This window comes from Azospirillum sp. (assembly GCF_050789165.1).
Genome location: NZ_JBOZRT010000054.1, coordinates 40,310 through 55,546 on the forward strand (window position 1 = coordinate 40,310; position 15,237 = coordinate 55,546).

Below are 15,237 nucleotides of genomic sequence, written 5' to 3' on the forward strand. Positions count from 1 at the left end.
TCTCCTTGTGCGTGTCAGGGGGCCTCGCCGCGGCCGCGGGCGGCCAGCGCGAGGATGGTGGCGACCAGCGCGCGCTGGCCTTCCAGGTGGCGCAGCGCCGCGTCCGAGGCGTCGGGGCCGAGCGCCCGCTCGACCGTCATGGCGCGCAGCACGCCCAGCACCCGCGCGCCGTCCGGCCCGGCGAAGCAGCGCGCGAAGCTCGGCGCCGGGTCGTCCGCATCGAGGGCGGCGGGTTCGGGGGGCCAGGGCCACTCAGCCATGCGGCGCCTCCTCGGGCGTGGGGACGGGCTGCGCGCGGATCAGCTTGGCGGGAACGCCGAACGCCTCGCCCAGCCAGCGCGCGGTGGCGGCGGCGTCCACCGTCTCCAGCGCACCGCCGCCGAGGCGCTGCGCGGTGTCGAGCCAGCGCAGCGTCGCCTGCACGTCGCGCAGGCCCTGTGCCTGGGCGAGCGGCGAACGGTACTGCAGCTCGACCAGCCGCCCGTCCACGGTGAAGTCGGGAATCTCGCCGCGGCGGCGCAGGATCGACACGGCGCGCAGCAGCAGCGGCGTCAGCAGCTCCGCCTGCAAACGCCCGTAGGTGGCGCCGAGCAGCCGGCCAACCTCGGCCGAGCGTTCCAGCACCTCGGTGGCGGTCATGCGGGCGTCGTTGAGCGGCGCCAGCCGGTCGGCCAGCAGTGCGTGGCGGATGCGCGCGCGCAGGTCGTCGAGCACCAGCTGCGACACGTCGAACCGCCCCGGGTTGGCGAGCGGCGTCAGCCCGGCCGAGCCGACCGCCTTCGGGATGATGGTGCCGGGCACCAGCCGGATGGCGGCGGGGTTGAGCACGCCGTCGTCGTCCGCCTGCCAGATGCCGGTGACGGCGATGGAGGCGTTCTTCAGCACCAGCTCGACCACCTTGTTGGCCGTCTTGATGTCCGGCAGCGCCTTCATCACCGGCGAGCGGCCGTAGACCTCGCCCGGTGCCTTCAACCAGCGGAAGTTGACGAACGGCGACTGCGCGAAGCGGCCGTCGGCCAGGGTCGCCGCCTCCTCGCTGCCGCCATCCAGAACGACGGTCCAGCGGTAGGCGATGCCGTCCGGCAGCACCGCCTCGACCACGTCGAAGCGGGCGTCCGGGTCGTCCTCGCCGCGCCGTCGCACGCCGGGCGGAAGGGCAGCGCCGGGGAAGCGGCGCCCGATCTCCGCCAGCGTCAGCGCACTGCCGCGCCACGTGGCGTCGAGGCGGCCGTGCGGCCCTTCCTCCAGCACCGCCTCGGCCATCGGCACGGCGGTGAAGCGCAGCGAGGACGCCTCCCCGGGCGCCGCCTCCTCCATCAGCAGGCTGGCGGTGCCGACGGTGACGAGGTCGAGGAACGCTTGGTGCGCCTCAACCGCGAAGTTGGAGCGGTCGAAGTGCGACTGCACGATGCCGGCGGCGCGGTCGAGCATCGGGGCGACGCGGTCGCGCTCGGCATCCGACAGGTCGGGGCCGGGAAGGAAACCGAACCAGCTCGACCACGGCGGCGTCAGCTGCGACAGCAGGCTGGCGGCCAGTTGCTCCACCGCGTCGGGCGCAGTGCCGTCGAACAGCCGGTCGACGCGCCGCTCTCCGGGCGTGCCGGCGTGGTTGAACGGCCGGCCGTTGGGCAGCGCGTAGTCGTAGCAGTCCTGCCAATGCGCCTCCCAGACCGAGCGGCGCGCCTTGGCGGCGCGGAAACGCTCGATCAGCGCGGACGGGGCATCGGCCTTGGGGTCGGGGGATCGCGCCATCGCTCACTCCCCCAGCAGGCGCTTGCGGCCGGGCACCACGGCGTCCGGGTTCAGCACGCCGCGCCACGAGGTGGCTACCGTGCCGGTGCGGCTGCGCGGCCGGCGCTGAATCGCCGCCTCCGCCGCCTTCTCCACCGCCGCCGGGTCCGGCTGGGCCGGGGGCGGCGTGGGAGCGGGCGCCGGCGTCGCCGCGGGCGGATCGACCACCGGGGCCGGCGGCGGCGGCGGAGGCGGCGGGTTGGTCACCCACCAGGGCGGCTCCGGCTGCGGCTGGGGCGCGGGGGCCGGCGGCGGCGCGGGCGGCGGAGGGTCCGGCACCGGGGCCGGAGCCGGCGGGGGTGCCGGTACGGGGGTCGGCGGCGGAACGTACACCGGCTGCGGCGGCGGAACGTACACCGGCTGAGGCGCCGGCTGCGGCGCCGGCGGCCGGGGGGCGGAGAAGATCTTGGCCATGCGGGGGATCTCCCGGTGGGGCGTAGGGGAAGGGGCGTCAGCCGCCCGGCCGGGTCAGCCGGCGGTGGAGCTGCCACGGGGTCAGGACGAAGGGGGCGTGCAGGCCGAGGACGCGCTTGACCGCCTCCACGCAGGTGAAGGGCCCCCACGGCGCCGGCCGGGCGAGCCCCCGGCGCAGGCGCGCCCGCACCACGGTCATGCCGAGGGCGCGGAACCAGCCCGGCAGGTCGTAGGCCGGCGGCAGGTCCAGCACCGCCACGTCGGTGAAGGGCGCCAGCGGGTCGATCACCACCCAGTGCCGGCCGTCGTGCAGCGCCACGAAGCAATGGCGGAACCCCGGCCGCAGCAGGCGCAGCCACCACAGCTCCGCCTGCCCGCAGAACACGACCCAGGCGGTGAGCGATGGCACGGGCAGCGGCCCTTGCCCCCTCCCCATCCCTCCCCCGCTTTCGCGGTGGCGGGGGCCGAGCGTGGCCCTCATTGCACGATGCCCTTGTCGCGCAGCAGCGGGCCGATGTGGTCGAAAGCCTCACGCCACAGCACGCTGGCGCGCTGCTCGCGGAAGCGGTCGGGGTCGGGCGGCATCAGGCGGCGGCCGTAGTGCACCAGCACGTGCAGGTGGTCGCGCACCAGCCGGCGCTGGCGGTACAGCCGGTCGACCGCGCGCATCACGTCGAACGGCTCGCACGGGCGCGGCACCAGCCCCAGCCCGGCGGTGCAGCGCGCGCCGTCGGCCCGCGCCTCCTGCGCCTGGACCGACCAGAACCACGCCTCCTCGGCGCTGCCGAAGGGGACGCCGCCGGGCGAGTCGGTCGTGCGGGGAACGAAAATGCGCGCGCGGGCCATCAAGGACACCTCTTGGGAATGCGGACCGTGGGATTGCCGATGCGGAGGCCGATTCGCCGGAACCGGGCACCCCACCCGGCCACTCGCGGCGGAGTGGAACAGGCGTTCCCCTTATGTTCGGTTTATATTCCTCTGTCAAGGAATTTATGAATATGATCCTAGGGACGGAAAGATCGGTTTGTGAGACTATGGTCCCATGCTGAAACATTCGGACATCTGGCGGGCGATCGACCGGCTGGCGGCTCAGAACGGGCTGTCCGCTTCGGGCTTGGCGCGGCGCGCGGGCCTCGATCCGACCACGTTCAACAAGAGCAAGCGGACCACCGGCGACGGCAAGCTGCGCTGGCCGTCCACCGAGAGCATCGCCAAGGTGCTGGAGGCGACCAGCGCCTCGCTGGGCGAGTTCGTCAGCCTGATCGGCGAGACCTCGGGGCCGGGCACGGTGCAGCGGGTGCCGGTGATCGGCTACGCGCAGGCGGGCAACGCCGGCTATTTCGACGACGCCGGCTACCCGGTGGGCGCCGGCTGGGACGAGCTGCTGTTCCCCAGCCTGGGCGACCCGCACGCCTACGCGCTGGAGGTGTCGGGCGAGAGCATGGAACCGGTGTACCGCGACGGCGACACCGTGATCGTCTCCCCCGCCGCGCAGATCCGCCGCGGCGACCGCGTGGTGGTGCGCACCAAGGGCGGCGAGGTGATGGCCAAGCAGCTGGTGCGCGAGAGCGCCAACAAGATCGAGCTGATGTCCATCAACCGCGCCCACCCCGACCGTTCGCTCGCGCGCAACGAGGTGGCCTGGATGGCCCGCATCGTGTGGGCGAGCCAGTAAAATTCTCCTAGGATAAATTTCCTTGACGCAGATGTGCCGGCGGGCCCACAGTGGCCCGCATGGCGCGTTCTTTGCCCTTTTCCGACCGGATCGACGACCTCCACCGCCGCTACGACGGGCCGCTGCCGGACACGGTGGCGCGCGTGGCGGCGCTCGGCGGGAGGGCGCGGGCGGAGGCGCTGAGCCGCGAGGTGGCGTGGGCATTCCACCAGAGATTGGCGGCGGACGCGCGGCTGGGCGCGGCGCGGCGGCGGGCGGCTTTGGCGGCTGCCGAGGTCAGCGGGGATGCGTGGCTGGCGCGGCTGTGCGCGACGCTGGCGCATCATCGGCATACGGCGACCGGCTTACGCACTCGCGTCGGGCCCCCACCCTGACCCTCCCCCACTCCGCGGGGGAGGGGATCGACTCCTCCCCCCGCGCAGTGGGGGGAGGTTGGGAGGGGCCCCAGCGAGGAGACGCCGCCGAAACGCCCCTACGCCATCTCCTTCGCCGCCTTCGCCGCCTTGCGCAGCTTCTCCTTGGAGAACCCCGCGTCGCGCATCGCCTCCTTCAACTCGTCCCAGGCGCCGCGGATCTCCGCGGCGAAGGCCAGCGCGGCGGCGTCGTGGTGGCTGCGGAAGTAGGCCGCCGCCTTGCGCATCTGCTCGGGCAGGGCATCCGCGCCGACCGCGCGCCGGCCGTCCAGGAAGCGCTTCACCTCCTCCAGCTCGTCGGCCGTGCAGGCGGCGCGCAGCTCCTCGCCGATGGCGGGGGCGGCCTTGTCCAGCGTGCCGAGCAGCGTCGAGCGGCCGCGCTTCAGCGCCGGGTCGTAGGTGGTGCGGATCACCTGGATCACGCGGCGGCGTTCACGGAACTGCATGGCCCACCCCTCGGAGATACCACCACAGGGTGCCTCAAAACGCCCCCCGCCGCCAGCCCGGCCTGGGTTCAGTCCGTCCCCGCCCCGGCCGGCTCCGGCACCCGCAGCGGCGGCGTCCTGCGGTTCACCAGGTTGATGCCGACGGCGACCAGCGCCAGCGCCGCGACCAGCGCCGGGGTGATCGGCTCGGACAGCAGCACGCCCCCGGCCAGCACGCCGAACAGCGGCGTCAGGAAGGAAAAGGCCGACAGCCGCGACGCCGGGTAACGGGTGATCAGCCAGAACCACGTCAGGTAGCTGGCGAACGCCACCACGACCGTCTGGAACAGCAGGCTGCCCGCCACCACCGGCGTCAGATTCACGATCCCCGGCTCCCCCACCGCCAGCGACGCCAGCGGCAGCACCAGGGCCGAGATGCCGAGCTGGTAGAACAGCGTCTTGGCCGCCGGCACGCGGATCAGCGCGGTGGCGCGGATGGTCACCGTGGTCGCCGCCCACAGGATGCCGGCGAGCAGGAGCATCAGGTCGCCGGTCAGCTCCCGCCACGTCGGCAGCCGCAGCGCGTCGGTGAAGGCCACCGCGACGCCGACGAAGGCGCAGGCCAGCCCGACACCCTGGACGCGGACCAGCCGCTCGCCCGGCACCGTCAGGTGCAGGCCGATGGCGGTCCAGAACGGCGCGGTGTAGAGGATCAGCACGCCGCGCGACGCGCTGGTGTAGGCCAGCCCGACGTAGATCAGCAGGAACTCCGCCGCGAACAGCAGCCCCGCCACGACGCCCGGCAGCAGCGCGCCGTCGCGGGCGAACAGCCGCTGTCCGCGCAGCGCCGACCACCCCCACAGCAGCAGCACCGCCCCCGCCGAGCGCAGCCCCCCCTGCAGGATCGGCGACACGCCCGCGTTGGCGACCTTGATCGCGACCTGCTGCAGGCCCCACAGGGCGCACAGCAGGACCATGCACCCGACCGCCGTGGCGTCCAGGTGCGTCCGGCGTTCGGAACTCACCATGGGGGTCACGAGTGCGCGAACTCCCAATACAAGGCGCGGGCGCGGGCGGCGAGCGGGCCGGGCTGCAGGTCGCGGTCCTCGATGCGGGTGACCGGCACCACCTTGGCGTAGTTGCCGGTGGAGAACACCTCGTCGGCCGCCATCAGCTCGGCAACGGTCAGGGTGCGCTCGTGCACCGTCACGCCGGCGCCGCGCAGCAGGCCGATGACGCGCTGCCGGGTGATGCCGTTCAGGAAGGTGCCGTTCGGCACCGGCGTGTGCACCGCGCCGTCCTTGGTGATGAACAGGTTGGCGGTGGCGAACTCGGCGACGTTGCCGACGGGGTCGCGCATGACGGCGTTGTCGAAGCCGCGCTCCTGCGCCTCCTTCAGCGCCAGCCCGGCGTTGGGGTACAGGCAGGCGGCCTTGGCCTCGGTCGGCGCCATGTCCGGCGCCGGGCGGCGGCGGGTGGACAGGCAGGCGGTGAAGCCGCCGGCCGACGGCATCGGCGACTCGTTGATGGTCAGCGCGAACTGCGTGCTGTCGGGGTCGGGCGCGACGAAACCGTCCTCGGCCCAGAACATCGGCCGGATGTAGAGCGCCGCCTCGCGCGGGAAGCGGCGGATGCCGTCCCAGCACAGCTCCTCGATCTCGCCGGCGGTCAGCATCGGCTTCAGCCCCATGGCCTGCGCCGAGCGCACCGCGCGGGCGCAGTGCAGGCCGAGGTCCGGGGCCACCCCCTCGAAGGCGCGGGCGCCGTCGAACACCAGCGAGGCCAGCCACATGGCGTGGCTCATCGGCCCGATCAGGCCGGGATTGCCCTCCAGCCAGGCGCCCCTGACGTAGGTGAGCGCGCCTGCTCCTCCGGTGCCGTGCCCGGCCATGGCTTCCTCCCATTGTTTGACGTTTGGTGACGAACCCCTGTCGACAGAGGATACCCCCTCAGCGCACTCGGTCAACGACGACCAAAAGCCCATCTGCCTTGTTGAGTGGTCTCGTCCCGAACGTCCGAGGAGTTTCCCAATGGGTTGGATGTCGATGACCCCGTCGCCGCGCCCGCTGCGCCCCGCTCCGCCGAAGAACACCGACGCACCGTCGCCCGGCAGCCGGCCGGCCACCGACAACCCGGACCTCGCCACGCCCGGCCCCGGCCTCAGCGACGCGCCGACGCCCGGCAGCGACATCCAGCCGTCGGTGCCGACCGAGCGTTGATCAGGACCCCAAAGGTCAGGACCCCAAAGGTCAAGACCAGGGTGCCCGCGGCGCGCTCCAGTTCCGCCAGACGCTGACCAGGCGCAGCACGAAGGCGGCGAGCGCGCCGGCCACCGCCACCGGCAGCTCCGGCAGGCCGAGCCGCGTGCCGACGATGACGACGACCGCCGCCAGCAGCGCCGCGACGGCGTAGATCTCCTCGCGCAGCACGCGGGGCACCTCGCTGACCAGCACGTCGCGCAGGATGCCGCCGCCGATGGCGGTGACCACCGCCAGCAGCGCCGCCGGCAGCGGCGCCAGCCCGTAGGCCAGCGCCTTCTGGCAGCCCGCCACCGCGAAGATCGCGAGACCGGCGGCGTCCAGCACCATGACCGGCCGGCTCACCCGCTCGATCCAGCGGTGGCCGAAGAACGCCGCCACGCCCGACAGCAGCGCCGACCACAGGTAGCGCTCGTCGCGGAAGGTGGCCGGCGGCACCGCGCCGATCATCAGGTCGCGCACCACGCCGCCGGCCAGCGCGCAGGCCATGGCCAGCACCAGCACGCCGAAGATGTCGAGCTTGTGCCGCACCGCCAGCGTGCCGCCGGTCAGCCCGAAGATAAAGATGCCGACGAGGTCCATCCACAAGAGGAGGACCGAGGGTTCGACGGGGAGCGTGGGAAGTGCGGGCATGGGGAACGAACAAAGATATTGATGGCGTGGCCGCACCGGGCCCCCACCCAACCCTCCCCCACTGCGCGGGGGAGGGCCTGTTCCTCCCCCCGCGAAGTGGGGGGAGGTTAGGAGGGGGACCGGACGGAGACGTCGGAAAAAAACAATACCCCAAAACGAAAACGGGGGCCTTACGGCCCCCATTCCCGTAGTGCAGGACTGCTACGCCGCTCAGCGCCGCACCACCATCAGCTTCTTGATCTCGGCGATGGCCTTGGCGGGGTTGAGACCCTTCGGGCACGCCTTGGTGCAGTTCATGATGGTGTGGCAGCGGTACAGGCGGAACGGATCCTCCAGCGCGTCCAGACGCTCGCCGGTCATCTCGTCGCGCGAGTCGGCGATCCAGCGGTAGGCCTGGAGCAGGATCGACGGGCCGAGGTAGCGGTCGCCGTTCCACCAGTAGCTGGGGCACGAGGTCGAGCAGCAGAAGCACAGGATGCACTCGTAGAGGCCGTCCAGCTTGGCGCGGTCCTCCGGCGACTGCAGGCGCTCGCGGCTCGGGGCCGGGGACTGGGTCTGCAGCCACGGCTTCACCGACGCCAGCTGGGCGTAGATGTGCTTCAGGTCGGGGACGAGATCCTTCACCACCGGCATGTGCGGCAGCGGGTAGATCTTGACGTCGCCCTTGACCTCCTCGATCGCCTTCAGGCAGGCCAGCGTGTTCGTGCCGTCGATGTTCATCGCGCACGAGCCGCAGATGCCCTCGCGGCACGAGCGCCGGAAGGTCAGCGTCGAATCGAGGGTGTTCTTGATGTAGATGATCGCGTCCAGGATCATCGGGCCGAACTTGTCGAGGTCGACCACGTAGGTGTCGACCCGCGGGTTCTGCCCGTCGTCCGGGTTCCAGCGATAGATCTTGAACGTCTTGACCCGCTTCGCACCGTTGGCCGCGTTGATCGTCTTGCCAACGCCGACCTTCGAATTGGCGGGAAGGTTGAATTCAACCATGTCTGTCTTCCTTGCCTTCTGAGCCGGGGCCTTAGTAGACGCGCGCCTTCGGCGGGAACACCTGGACGTCGTTGGTGAGCGTGTAGAGGTGCACCGGCCGGTCGCCCAGCTCCACCTCGCCCTTCTCCGTCACAGCCACCGTGGTGTGCTTCATCCAGTTGGTGTCGTCGCGCTCCGGATAGTCCTCGCGGGCGTGGGCGCCGCGGCTCTCAGTGCGGTTGCGGGCCGAGTGCATGGTGCCGACCGCCTGGAACAGCAGGTTGTCCAGCTCCAGCGCCTCGACGAGGTCCGAGTTCCACACCATCGAGCGGTCGGAGATGCCGATGCCGCCCTTCTTGGCGAAGGTCTGGTCGATGAGCTTGCTGCCCTCCTCCAGCACCTCGCCGGTGCGGAAGACGGCGCAGTTGTTCTGCATCACGCGCTGCATCTCCAGACGCAGGTCGGCGACGCGGACCTCGCCCTTGGCGTTGCGCGTGCGGTCCAGGCGGTCCAGGGCGAAGTCGGCCGAGTTGGCCGGCAGGTCGCGCACCTTGCCCTTCTCGACGATCTGCGCGGCGCGGTTGGCGGCGGAACGGCCGAACACCACGAGGTCGAGCAGCGAGTTGGAGCCCAGGCGGTTGGCGCCGTGCACCGACACGCACGCCGCCTCGCCGATGGCCATCAGGCCGGGCACGGTGGCGTCGGGGTTGTCGGCGGTCGGGCGGACCACCTCGCAGTGAACGTTGGTCGGGATGCCGCCCATGTTGTAGTGCACCGTCGGCAGCACCGGGATCGGCTCCTTGGTGACGTCGACGTTGGCGAAGATCTTGGCCGTCTCGGCGATGCCGGGCAGGCGCTGGTGGATGATCTCCGGCGGCAGGTGCTCGAGGTGCAGGTGGATGTGGTCCTTGTGCTCACCCACGCCGCGGCCCTCGCGGATCTCGATGGTCATCGAGCGGGACACCACGTCGCGGGACGCCAGGTCCTTGGCCGACGGCGCGTAGCGCTCCATGAAGCGCTCGCCGTTGGAGTTGGTGACGTAGCCGCCCTCGCCGCGCACGCCCTCGGTGATGAGGCAGCCGGAGCCGTAGATGCCGGTCGGGTGGAACTGCACGAACTCCAGGTCCTGCATCGGCAGGCCGGCGCGCATCACCATGCCGCCGCCGTCGCCGGTGCAGGTGTGCGCCGAGGTGCACGAGAAGTAGGCGCGGCCGTAGCCGCCGGTCGCCAGCACCACCAGCTGCGCGTTGAAGCGGTGGATGGTGCCGTCGTCCAGGTTCCAGGCGATGACGCCGCGGCAGGCGCCGTCCTGATCCATGATCAGATCGAGCGCGAAGTACTCGACGAAGAACTCGGCCTCGTGCTTCAGCGCCTGCTGGTACAGGGTGTGCAGCATGGCGTGGCCGGTGCGGTCGGCGGCGGCGCAGGTGCGGTAGGCCTGCGTCTTGCCGTACTGCGCGGTCATGCCGCCGAAGGCGCGCTGGTAGATCTTGCCCTCGGCCGTGCGCGAAAACGGCATGCCGTAGTGCTCGAGCTCGATGATCGCCGGGATGGCCTCGCGGCACATGTACTCGATGGCGTCCTGGTCGCCCAGCCAGTCCGACCCCTTCACGGTGTCGTACATGTGGTAGCGCCAGTCGTCCTCGCCCATGTTGCCCAGCGCGGCGGAGATGCCGCCCTGCGCCGCCACGGTGTGCGAGCGGGTGGGGAAGACCTTGGTGACGCAGGCCGTCTTCAGGCCCTTCTCGGCCATGCCGAAGGTGGCGCGCAGGCCCGCGCCGCCGGCACCGACGACGACGACGTCATAGGTGTGGTCGATGATCTGATAGGCGTTCGCCATGGCGCGTCAGGCTCCGAACGAAATCTTGAGGACGGCGAAGATGCAGGCCGCGGCCAGCGCGTAGCAGAGGAACTTCACGGCGATGATGGCCGCGAGCTTCTGCCACTCGACGTGGACGTAGTCCTCGATGACCACCTGCATGCCGCCCTGGGCGTGGTGGAAGGTGACCCCCGCGGTCAGGACCAGCAGGATCGCCGACAGCGGCGAGCCCTTCAGCCAGGCGGTGAACTGCGCGTAGTCGGCGCCCAGGTGGGAGATCACCGCGATGACGAACCAGATCGTCAGCGGGACGAGCGCGATGGCGGTGAGGCGCTGGTGCCACCAGTGCTCGGTGCCGTACTTGGAGGAGCCGAGGCCGCGGGCTTCGGACAGCGGCGAGCGGAGGTTCTTGGCCGAGTGCGTCGTCATTTTTTCTTATCTCCTCACCACACCGCCAGACCGACGATCCAGGCCAGGATCGTCAGGCCGAGCGAGGCGCCGGCGACGATGTAGGCGCCCAGTTCGGCGTTCTTCAGGTCGAGCGCGTAGCCGGCGTCCCACACCAGGTGACGGATGCCGTTGGCCAGATGGTAGAACAGCGCCCAGGTCCAGCCGAACAGCAGCAGCAGCCCCATGCCCGAGCCGATGAACTTCTGCGCCTTCGCGAAGGCCTCCGGTCCGGCGGCGGCGGCGACCAGCCACCAGGTGAGAAGCAGCGTGCCCAGGAACAGCCCCACGCCCGTGATGCGGTGCGTGATCGACAGCGCCATGGTCCACTGGAAGCGATAGACTTGAAGGTGCGGTGAAAGCGGCCGACTGCTGCCGTTTGCCATTGGGTCGTCCTCTGATCGGCTGCCGGGCGCTGGAAGAAAGCGCCGCGCGGCGGGTGAAGCGGAGACGGAAAAGAACGGTGGCGTATTGATTGGCGCATTGAATTACCCCTCCGGACTGCCTGAGTCAACGACGGGGGCTTGACCATGACGTTTTTGCGCCTATGCGCGCAAAGCGCTGGAAACGCTGGTCGAAATGTCGATGGTACTACCAGCGTTGCAGCGCACAACGACGAGCGGTCATAGGACGTTGCGCCAAGGGCAGGAGCCGCTGCGACCGCTCAGAACAGCCGCCCCAGCAGCGCCCGCCAGAAGCGGTCCGCCCCGAAATGGCGGCGGTGCCAGTCGAACGCCTGGTCGGCGATGCGTCGCCGATAGTCGTCGTTCTTCAGCAGGAAGCGGGCGAAGCCCACCAGCTGGTCGGTGTTGGCGAAGGGCACGTAGTGCACGAACGGCAGCAGGAAATCCGGCAGCCGGCTGCCCGCCTCCTCCAAAAGCACGGTGCGGGCCAGCACCGCCTCGAAGCAGCGCCCGGTGACGATGCTGAGCGCGCGCGCCTTCTCGACCCGGCCGGTGTTGAGCGTCAGCTTGCCCTTGCGGGTCAGCAGGCCGTACTGCTCCAGGGTCGGCGCGTTGCGGGTCAGGCGGTGGTGCAGGCAGGCCGCCACCTCGACGCCGTAGGCCTGCAGCAGCACCAGCATCTCGCGCCGGCTGCGGGTGTTGCCGCCGATGACGGCGACGTCGAACTCCTTCTCCTCCTCCGGACCGGCGAACAGCGCCGCGTCCATCGGCAAGCCGTGCGCGGGAAACGCCTTCTCCACGTACCCGGAGCGCAGGGGCTGCGTGGTTTCGCTGTTGAAGTGGACCAGCGCGTCCGCTTCCGGCGCCCAGAAGCCGAACACGTCGGGCTCGGTGTCGTACACGTCGCTCAGCACGACCACGACGCGGCAGCCGTTCTCCCGCAACCGGCGCGCCCAGGCGAGGTCGAGCGTCCGCTCGGTCGGCCAGTCGCTCTGGATGAGGACGATCTCCGGGTCGAACTCCGCCACCGTGCGCTGCAGGTCGGCCCAGGCCTGGGCGATCTCGGCGTCGGTCCAGGCGGCACGGTTCGGCGTGTCGAAAACCAGCCGGTCGGCGGCAAAGGTCCGCACGTCCAGCCCGTACGCCGCGGCGCTGCGGGCGACGTGGTGGAAGACGTCGCTCTCGATGAACTCCGGGTTGCCGTGGATGCGCTCGGCCATCACCGCCAGCGCGCGCCGGCCGCGGCCGAACCCCTCGGGCGCGGCGCTGTCGTACAGGCCGGCCAGCGGCGGCGCGGCGCCGGCTTCGAAGCGGCGCTGGTGGTGGTCGAAGAGGCCGCGCACCAGCGCCTCGGTGTCCGGGTCCAGCGTGGGGCCGGCCGGACCGAGGATGGCGCAGGGCCGGGCGATCTCCGGCCCGCGCGGGCTGTGCATCACCAGCGTGCGCGCGGCCATGGCGCGCAGCGGCGCCCCCTCCGTCTCGGCGAGCGCGGCCAGCGCCGGCAGGTGCAACTGCGCCGCCTGGGTAAGGAACGCCTGCGCCTCCCCCACCCGCCCGGTGGCGAGCAGGTGCGTCGCCGCCTCCAGGCAGGCCTCGGCCGCCGCACGGCCCTGCTCGCCCGGGTCGCCGCCGGAGAAGTCGGACATGACGAAATCCCCTCCCGGCTATTTGTCGAAGCGGCGGACGTTCTCGACCATCATCGAGTACATCTGGACGATCAGCTCGGTCGGGCGCAGGCGGCCGAAGGGGATGTTGTCCTTGGCCCACTCCACCAGCCCGGGGGGCGGCTTGACGGGCGCCACCTCGTAACCGGCCTTCTTCAGCGCGGCCATCACCGCGCGCGCCTGCTTGGTGTAGTCCTCGTTGAAGATGGACTTGTCGGCGTCCTTGATCGCCTTGGCGATGATGTCCTCGAGCGGAATGGCCATACGTCGCTGCAAGATTCTGATGGAACGGTGCGAAGTCCACCGTCGCACAGCGCGCCGCCCGTTGCAATTCCGACGCAAAGCGCATAGGTCAAGCGCTCTTGCACTTCCATCACAGGACCTTCCGCCATGGGCTACAGAGTTGCCGTCGTCGGCGCCACCGGCAATGTGGGACGCGAGATGCTGGCCACGCTCGCCGCCCGCAACTTCCCCGCCGACGAGGTCGTGGCGCTTGCCTCCGAGAAGTCGGTGGGCCGCGAGGTGTCGTTCGGCGACACCGACATCCTCAAGGTGCGCGACCTCGCCAAGTTCGACTTCGCGGGCACCGACATCGTGCTGTCCTCGCCGGGATCCAAGGTCTCGGCGCAGTTCGCGCCGAAGGCGGCGGCCGCCGGCGCGGTGGTGATCGACAACACGTCCTATTGGCGCATGGACCCCGACGTGCCGCTGGTGGTGCCGGAGGTCAACCCGCAGGCGCTGGGCGGCTGGCGGAAGAAGGGCATCGTCGCCAACCCGAACTGCTCGACCATCCAGCTGGTGACGGCGCTGAAGCCGCTGCACGACATCGCCACCATCACCCGCGTGGTGGTGGCCACCTACCAGTCGGTGTCCGGCGCCGGCAAGGAGGCGATGGACGAGCTGTTCGCGCAGACCCGCGCCATCTACGTCGCCGACCCGATCGAGGAGAAGGTGTTCCCCAAGCAGATCGCCTTCAACGTCATCCCGCAGATCGACGTCTTCATGGACGACGGCTCCACCAAGGAAGAGTGGAAGATGGTGGTCGAGACCAAGAAGATCCTCGACCCGAAGATCCGCGTGGTCGCGACCTGCGTGCGCGTGCCGGTCTTCATCGGCCATTCCGAGGCGGTGACGGTGGAGTTCGCCGACCCGATCTCCGCCGACGAGGCGCGCCGCGCGCTGCGCAAGGCACCGGGGGTGACGGTGATGGACCGGCACGAGCCCGGCGGCTACATCACGCCGGTCGAGGTGGCGGGCGACGACCCGGTCTTCGTCAGCCGCCTCCGCGAGGACCCGACGGTGGACAACGGCCTGTCCTTCTGGTGCGTCGCCGACAACCTGCGCAAGGGCGCGGCGCTCAACGCCGTGCAGATCGCCGAGCTGCTGGTGGCGGAGCATCTGACGGAGTAGGCGGAGAACAACCCTCTCCCGCCCCGGGAGAGGGACCTACGAGAACAGCCGGTACAGCGCCGCGTGGTCCAGGCCGTCGTCGCCCTTGTCGACCAGCAGCTCGTAAAGCTCCTTGCACAGCGACACCGCCGGCAGGTCGATGCCGGCGTCCTCGGCCAGTGCCTCGGCCTGCGTCAGGTCCTTGAGCTGCGTCGTCGCCCGCGCGCCCGGCGTGAAGTCGCCGGACACCATCCGCCCACCGTGCAGCTCCAGGATGCGCGATTCCGCGAAGCCGCCGCGGATCGCCTCGCGCACCTTGGCCGGGTCGGCGCCCGCCGCCTTGGCCAGAGCCAGCGCCTCGGCCACGGCGCCGATGGTCAGGCCGACGATCACCTGGTTGGCGGTCTTGGCGATCTGCCCGGCGCCGGTGTCGCCGACGTGCGTGATGCGGCGGCCCAGCGCCTGGAACAGCGGCAAGGCCCGCGCGAACGCCGCCTCCGTGCCGCCGGCCATGATGGTGAGCGTCGCCGCCTCGGCCGCCACCTGGCCGCCGGAGACCGGCGCGTCCACCCACTCGGCGCCGGCGGCGCGCACGCGCTCGGCCAGCCGCCGGGTGGCGCCGACAGCGGTCGTGCCCATGTCGATGACCAGATGGCCGGCCGTCAACGCACCCAGCAGCGCGTCGGTCACCGCCTCCACCGCCGGGGTGTCGGTCAGCATCAGGATCAGCGTGTCGGCGGCCTGCGCCGCGCCGGCCGGGTCGGCGGCGGGAACCATGCCCTCCGCCGCCAGCTCGTCCACCGGGCCGCGGCTGCGGTTGTGGACGACGACGCGCACCCCGGCGCGCGCCAGGTTGCGCGCCATCGGCCGGCCCATCAGGCCGAGGCCGATGAGCCCGACCGTGCGGCCGGACAGGTCGGGGCGTTCGTCCGTCATGGG

Annotated in this window: 20 protein-coding genes; 4 read left to right on the plus strand and 16 right to left on the minus strand. The window is 71.2% G+C overall.

Annotated features, from left to right (window positions below):
* Nucleotides 1-14: 14 nt before the first annotated feature.
* From ACRWK7_RS12935 to ACRWK7_RS12955, 5 genes are all read right to left on the minus strand, one after another.
* Entirely contained in the window at nucleotides 15-260 is a 246-nt protein-coding gene (locus ACRWK7_RS12935; RefSeq protein WP_431856643.1) for a hypothetical protein, read from the minus strand.
* Nucleotides 253-1,752: a portal protein gene (locus ACRWK7_RS12940; RefSeq protein ID WP_431856644.1), complete on the minus strand. Its 1,500-nt coding sequence runs from the start codon at nucleotides 1,750-1,752 to the stop codon at nucleotides 253-255. The genes ACRWK7_RS12935 and ACRWK7_RS12940 overlap by 8 nt, the downstream gene beginning before the upstream one ends.
* Nucleotides 1,753-1,755: 3 nt before the next feature.
* Nucleotides 1,756-2,205 carry a hypothetical protein gene (locus ACRWK7_RS12945; protein WP_431856645.1) on the minus strand — a complete coding sequence of 150 codons (450 nt, stop codon included), beginning with the start codon at nucleotides 2,203-2,205 and terminating at the stop codon, nucleotides 1,756-1,758.
* 37 nt (nucleotides 2,206-2,242) lie between these two features.
* Entirely contained in the window at nucleotides 2,243-2,614 is a 372-nt protein-coding gene (locus tag ACRWK7_RS12950) for a hypothetical protein (RefSeq protein WP_431856646.1), read from the minus strand.
* A 68-nt stretch (nucleotides 2,615-2,682) separates the two neighbouring features.
* The gene (locus ACRWK7_RS12955) at nucleotides 2,683-3,051 is read right to left on the minus strand and encodes a hypothetical protein (RefSeq protein WP_431856647.1); all 369 of its coding nucleotides are present in this window, start codon (nucleotides 3,049-3,051) and stop codon (nucleotides 2,683-2,685) included.
* Between the two features lie 196 nt (nucleotides 3,052-3,247).
* On the opposite strand from ACRWK7_RS12955, the gene ACRWK7_RS12960 reads away from it, so the two are divergent.
* Together ACRWK7_RS12960 and ACRWK7_RS12965 are read left to right on the plus strand one after the other, a co-directional pair.
* Nucleotides 3,248-3,880 (plus strand): S24 family peptidase, encoded by a 633-nt coding sequence (locus ACRWK7_RS12960; RefSeq protein ID WP_431856648.1) that lies wholly within the window; start codon nucleotides 3,248-3,250, stop codon nucleotides 3,878-3,880.
* Nucleotides 3,881-3,939: 59 nt separating this feature from the next.
* Nucleotides 3,940-4,254 carry a hypothetical protein gene (locus tag ACRWK7_RS12965; protein WP_431856649.1) on the plus strand — a complete coding sequence of 105 codons (315 nt, stop codon included), beginning with the start codon at nucleotides 3,940-3,942 and terminating at the stop codon, nucleotides 4,252-4,254.
* Between the two features lie 98 nt (nucleotides 4,255-4,352).
* Here the strand turns inward: ACRWK7_RS12965 and ACRWK7_RS12970 are convergent, their stop codons facing one another.
* The 3 genes from ACRWK7_RS12970 to ACRWK7_RS12980 form a co-directional block, all read right to left on the minus strand.
* On the minus strand, nucleotides 4,353-4,739 hold the full coding sequence (locus ACRWK7_RS12970) for a hypothetical protein (protein WP_431856650.1): 387 nt from the start codon (nucleotides 4,737-4,739) through the stop codon (nucleotides 4,353-4,355).
* A gap of 68 nt (nucleotides 4,740-4,807) precedes the next feature.
* Nucleotides 4,808-5,746, minus strand: coding sequence for a DMT family transporter (locus ACRWK7_RS12975; protein ID WP_431856731.1), 939 nt, complete (start codon nucleotides 5,744-5,746; stop codon nucleotides 4,808-4,810).
* Nucleotides 5,747-5,751: 5 nt separating this feature from the next.
* Nucleotides 5,752-6,609: a branched-chain amino acid aminotransferase gene (locus ACRWK7_RS12980; protein WP_431856651.1), complete on the minus strand. Its 858-nt coding sequence runs from the start codon at nucleotides 6,607-6,609 to the stop codon at nucleotides 5,752-5,754.
* A 139-nt stretch (nucleotides 6,610-6,748) separates the two neighbouring features.
* Between ACRWK7_RS12980 and ACRWK7_RS12985 the strand changes: the two genes are divergently transcribed.
* The gene (locus tag ACRWK7_RS12985) at nucleotides 6,749-6,937 is read left to right on the plus strand and encodes a hypothetical protein (RefSeq protein WP_431856652.1); all 189 of its coding nucleotides are present in this window, start codon (nucleotides 6,749-6,751) and stop codon (nucleotides 6,935-6,937) included.
* A 30-nt stretch (nucleotides 6,938-6,967) separates the two neighbouring features.
* On the opposite strand, the gene ACRWK7_RS12990 is transcribed toward ACRWK7_RS12985, so the two are convergent.
* From ACRWK7_RS12990 to ACRWK7_RS13020, 7 genes are all read right to left on the minus strand, one after another.
* Entirely contained in the window at nucleotides 6,968-7,609 is a 642-nt protein-coding gene (locus ACRWK7_RS12990) for a trimeric intracellular cation channel family protein (protein WP_431856653.1), read from the minus strand.
* A gap of 210 nt (nucleotides 7,610-7,819) precedes the next feature.
* Nucleotides 7,820-8,596, minus strand: a complete 777-nt coding sequence (locus ACRWK7_RS12995) for a succinate dehydrogenase iron-sulfur subunit (RefSeq protein WP_431856654.1) — start codon at nucleotides 8,594-8,596, stop codon at nucleotides 7,820-7,822.
* Between the two features lie 31 nt (nucleotides 8,597-8,627).
* A complete protein-coding gene (sdhA, locus tag ACRWK7_RS13000; protein ID WP_431856655.1) occupies nucleotides 8,628-10,415 on the minus strand; it encodes a succinate dehydrogenase flavoprotein subunit in 1,788 nt (595 codons plus the stop codon).
* Nucleotides 10,416-10,421: 6 nt separating this feature from the next.
* Nucleotides 10,422-10,823, minus strand: coding sequence for a succinate dehydrogenase, hydrophobic membrane anchor protein (gene sdhD, locus ACRWK7_RS13005; protein ID WP_431856656.1), 402 nt, complete (start codon nucleotides 10,821-10,823; stop codon nucleotides 10,422-10,424).
* Nucleotides 10,824-10,837: 14 nt separating this feature from the next.
* The gene (sdhC, locus tag ACRWK7_RS13010; protein WP_431856657.1) at nucleotides 10,838-11,227 is read right to left on the minus strand and encodes a succinate dehydrogenase, cytochrome b556 subunit; all 390 of its coding nucleotides are present in this window, start codon (nucleotides 11,225-11,227) and stop codon (nucleotides 10,838-10,840) included.
* 278 nt (nucleotides 11,228-11,505) lie between these two features.
* Entirely contained in the window at nucleotides 11,506-12,891 is a 1,386-nt protein-coding gene (locus ACRWK7_RS13015) for a glycosyltransferase family protein (RefSeq protein WP_431856658.1), read from the minus strand.
* A gap of 18 nt (nucleotides 12,892-12,909) precedes the next feature.
* Nucleotides 12,910-13,173 (minus strand): hypothetical protein, encoded by a 264-nt coding sequence (locus ACRWK7_RS13020; protein WP_431856659.1) that lies wholly within the window; start codon nucleotides 13,171-13,173, stop codon nucleotides 12,910-12,912.
* Between the two features lie 126 nt (nucleotides 13,174-13,299).
* On the opposite strand from ACRWK7_RS13020, the gene ACRWK7_RS13025 reads away from it, so the two are divergent.
* The gene (locus tag ACRWK7_RS13025) at nucleotides 13,300-14,319 is read left to right on the plus strand and encodes an aspartate-semialdehyde dehydrogenase (RefSeq protein ID WP_431856661.1); all 1,020 of its coding nucleotides are present in this window, start codon (nucleotides 13,300-13,302) and stop codon (nucleotides 14,317-14,319) included.
* Nucleotides 14,320-14,355: 36 nt separating this feature from the next.
* On the opposite strand, the gene ACRWK7_RS13030 is transcribed toward ACRWK7_RS13025, so the two are convergent.
* Nucleotides 14,356-15,234, minus strand: coding sequence for an NAD(P)-dependent oxidoreductase (locus tag ACRWK7_RS13030; protein ID WP_431856662.1), 879 nt, complete (start codon nucleotides 15,232-15,234; stop codon nucleotides 14,356-14,358).
* Nucleotides 15,235-15,237 lie beyond the last annotated feature (3 nt).

Coding starts and splice junctions, on each gene's coding strand:
- ACRWK7_RS12935 (WP_431856643.1), bottom strand. CDS start 260: ATGGCTGAGTGGCCCTGGCCCCCCGAACCCGCCGCCCTCGATGCGGAC.
- ACRWK7_RS12940 (WP_431856644.1), bottom strand. CDS start 1,752: ATGGCGCGATCCCCCGACCCCAAGGCCGATGCCCCGTCCGCGCTGATC.
- ACRWK7_RS12945 (WP_431856645.1), bottom strand. CDS start 2,205: ATGGCCAAGATCTTCTCCGCCCCCCGGCCGCCGGCGCCGCAGCCGGCG.
- ACRWK7_RS12955 (WP_431856647.1), bottom strand. CDS start 3,051: ATGGCCCGCGCGCGCATTTTCGTTCCCCGCACGACCGACTCGCCCGGC.
- ACRWK7_RS12960 (WP_431856648.1), top strand. CDS start 3,248: ATGCTGAAACATTCGGACATCTGGCGGGCGATCGACCGGCTGGCGGCT.
- ACRWK7_RS12965 (WP_431856649.1), top strand. CDS start 3,940: ATGGCGCGTTCTTTGCCCTTTTCCGACCGGATCGACGACCTCCACCGC.
- ACRWK7_RS12970 (WP_431856650.1), bottom strand. CDS start 4,739: ATGCAGTTCCGTGAACGCCGCCGCGTGATCCAGGTGATCCGCACCACC.
- ACRWK7_RS12975 (WP_431856731.1), bottom strand. CDS start 5,746: ATGGTGAGTTCCGAACGCCGGACGCACCTGGACGCCACGGCGGTCGGG.
- ACRWK7_RS12980 (WP_431856651.1), bottom strand. CDS start 6,609: ATGGCCGGGCACGGCACCGGAGGAGCAGGCGCGCTCACCTACGTCAGG.
- ACRWK7_RS12985 (WP_431856652.1), top strand. CDS start 6,749: ATGGGTTGGATGTCGATGACCCCGTCGCCGCGCCCGCTGCGCCCCGCT.
- ACRWK7_RS12990 (WP_431856653.1), bottom strand. CDS start 7,609: ATGCCCGCACTTCCCACGCTCCCCGTCGAACCCTCGGTCCTCCTCTTG.
- ACRWK7_RS12995 (WP_431856654.1), bottom strand. CDS start 8,596: ATGGTTGAATTCAACCTTCCCGCCAATTCGAAGGTCGGCGTTGGCAAG.
- sdhA (WP_431856655.1), bottom strand. CDS start 10,415: ATGGCGAACGCCTATCAGATCATCGACCACACCTATGACGTCGTCGTC.
- sdhD (WP_431856656.1), bottom strand. CDS start 10,823: ATGACGACGCACTCGGCCAAGAACCTCCGCTCGCCGCTGTCCGAAGCC.
- sdhC (WP_431856657.1), bottom strand. CDS start 11,227: ATGGCAAACGGCAGCAGTCGGCCGCTTTCACCGCACCTTCAAGTCTAT.
- ACRWK7_RS13015 (WP_431856658.1), bottom strand. CDS start 12,891: ATGTCCGACTTCTCCGGCGGCGACCCGGGCGAGCAGGGCCGTGCGGCG.
- ACRWK7_RS13020 (WP_431856659.1), bottom strand. CDS start 13,173: ATGGCCATTCCGCTCGAGGACATCATCGCCAAGGCGATCAAGGACGCC.
- ACRWK7_RS13025 (WP_431856661.1), top strand. CDS start 13,300: ATGGGCTACAGAGTTGCCGTCGTCGGCGCCACCGGCAATGTGGGACGC.
- ACRWK7_RS13030 (WP_431856662.1), bottom strand. CDS start 15,234: ATGACGGACGAACGCCCCGACCTGTCCGGCCGCACGGTCGGGCTCATC.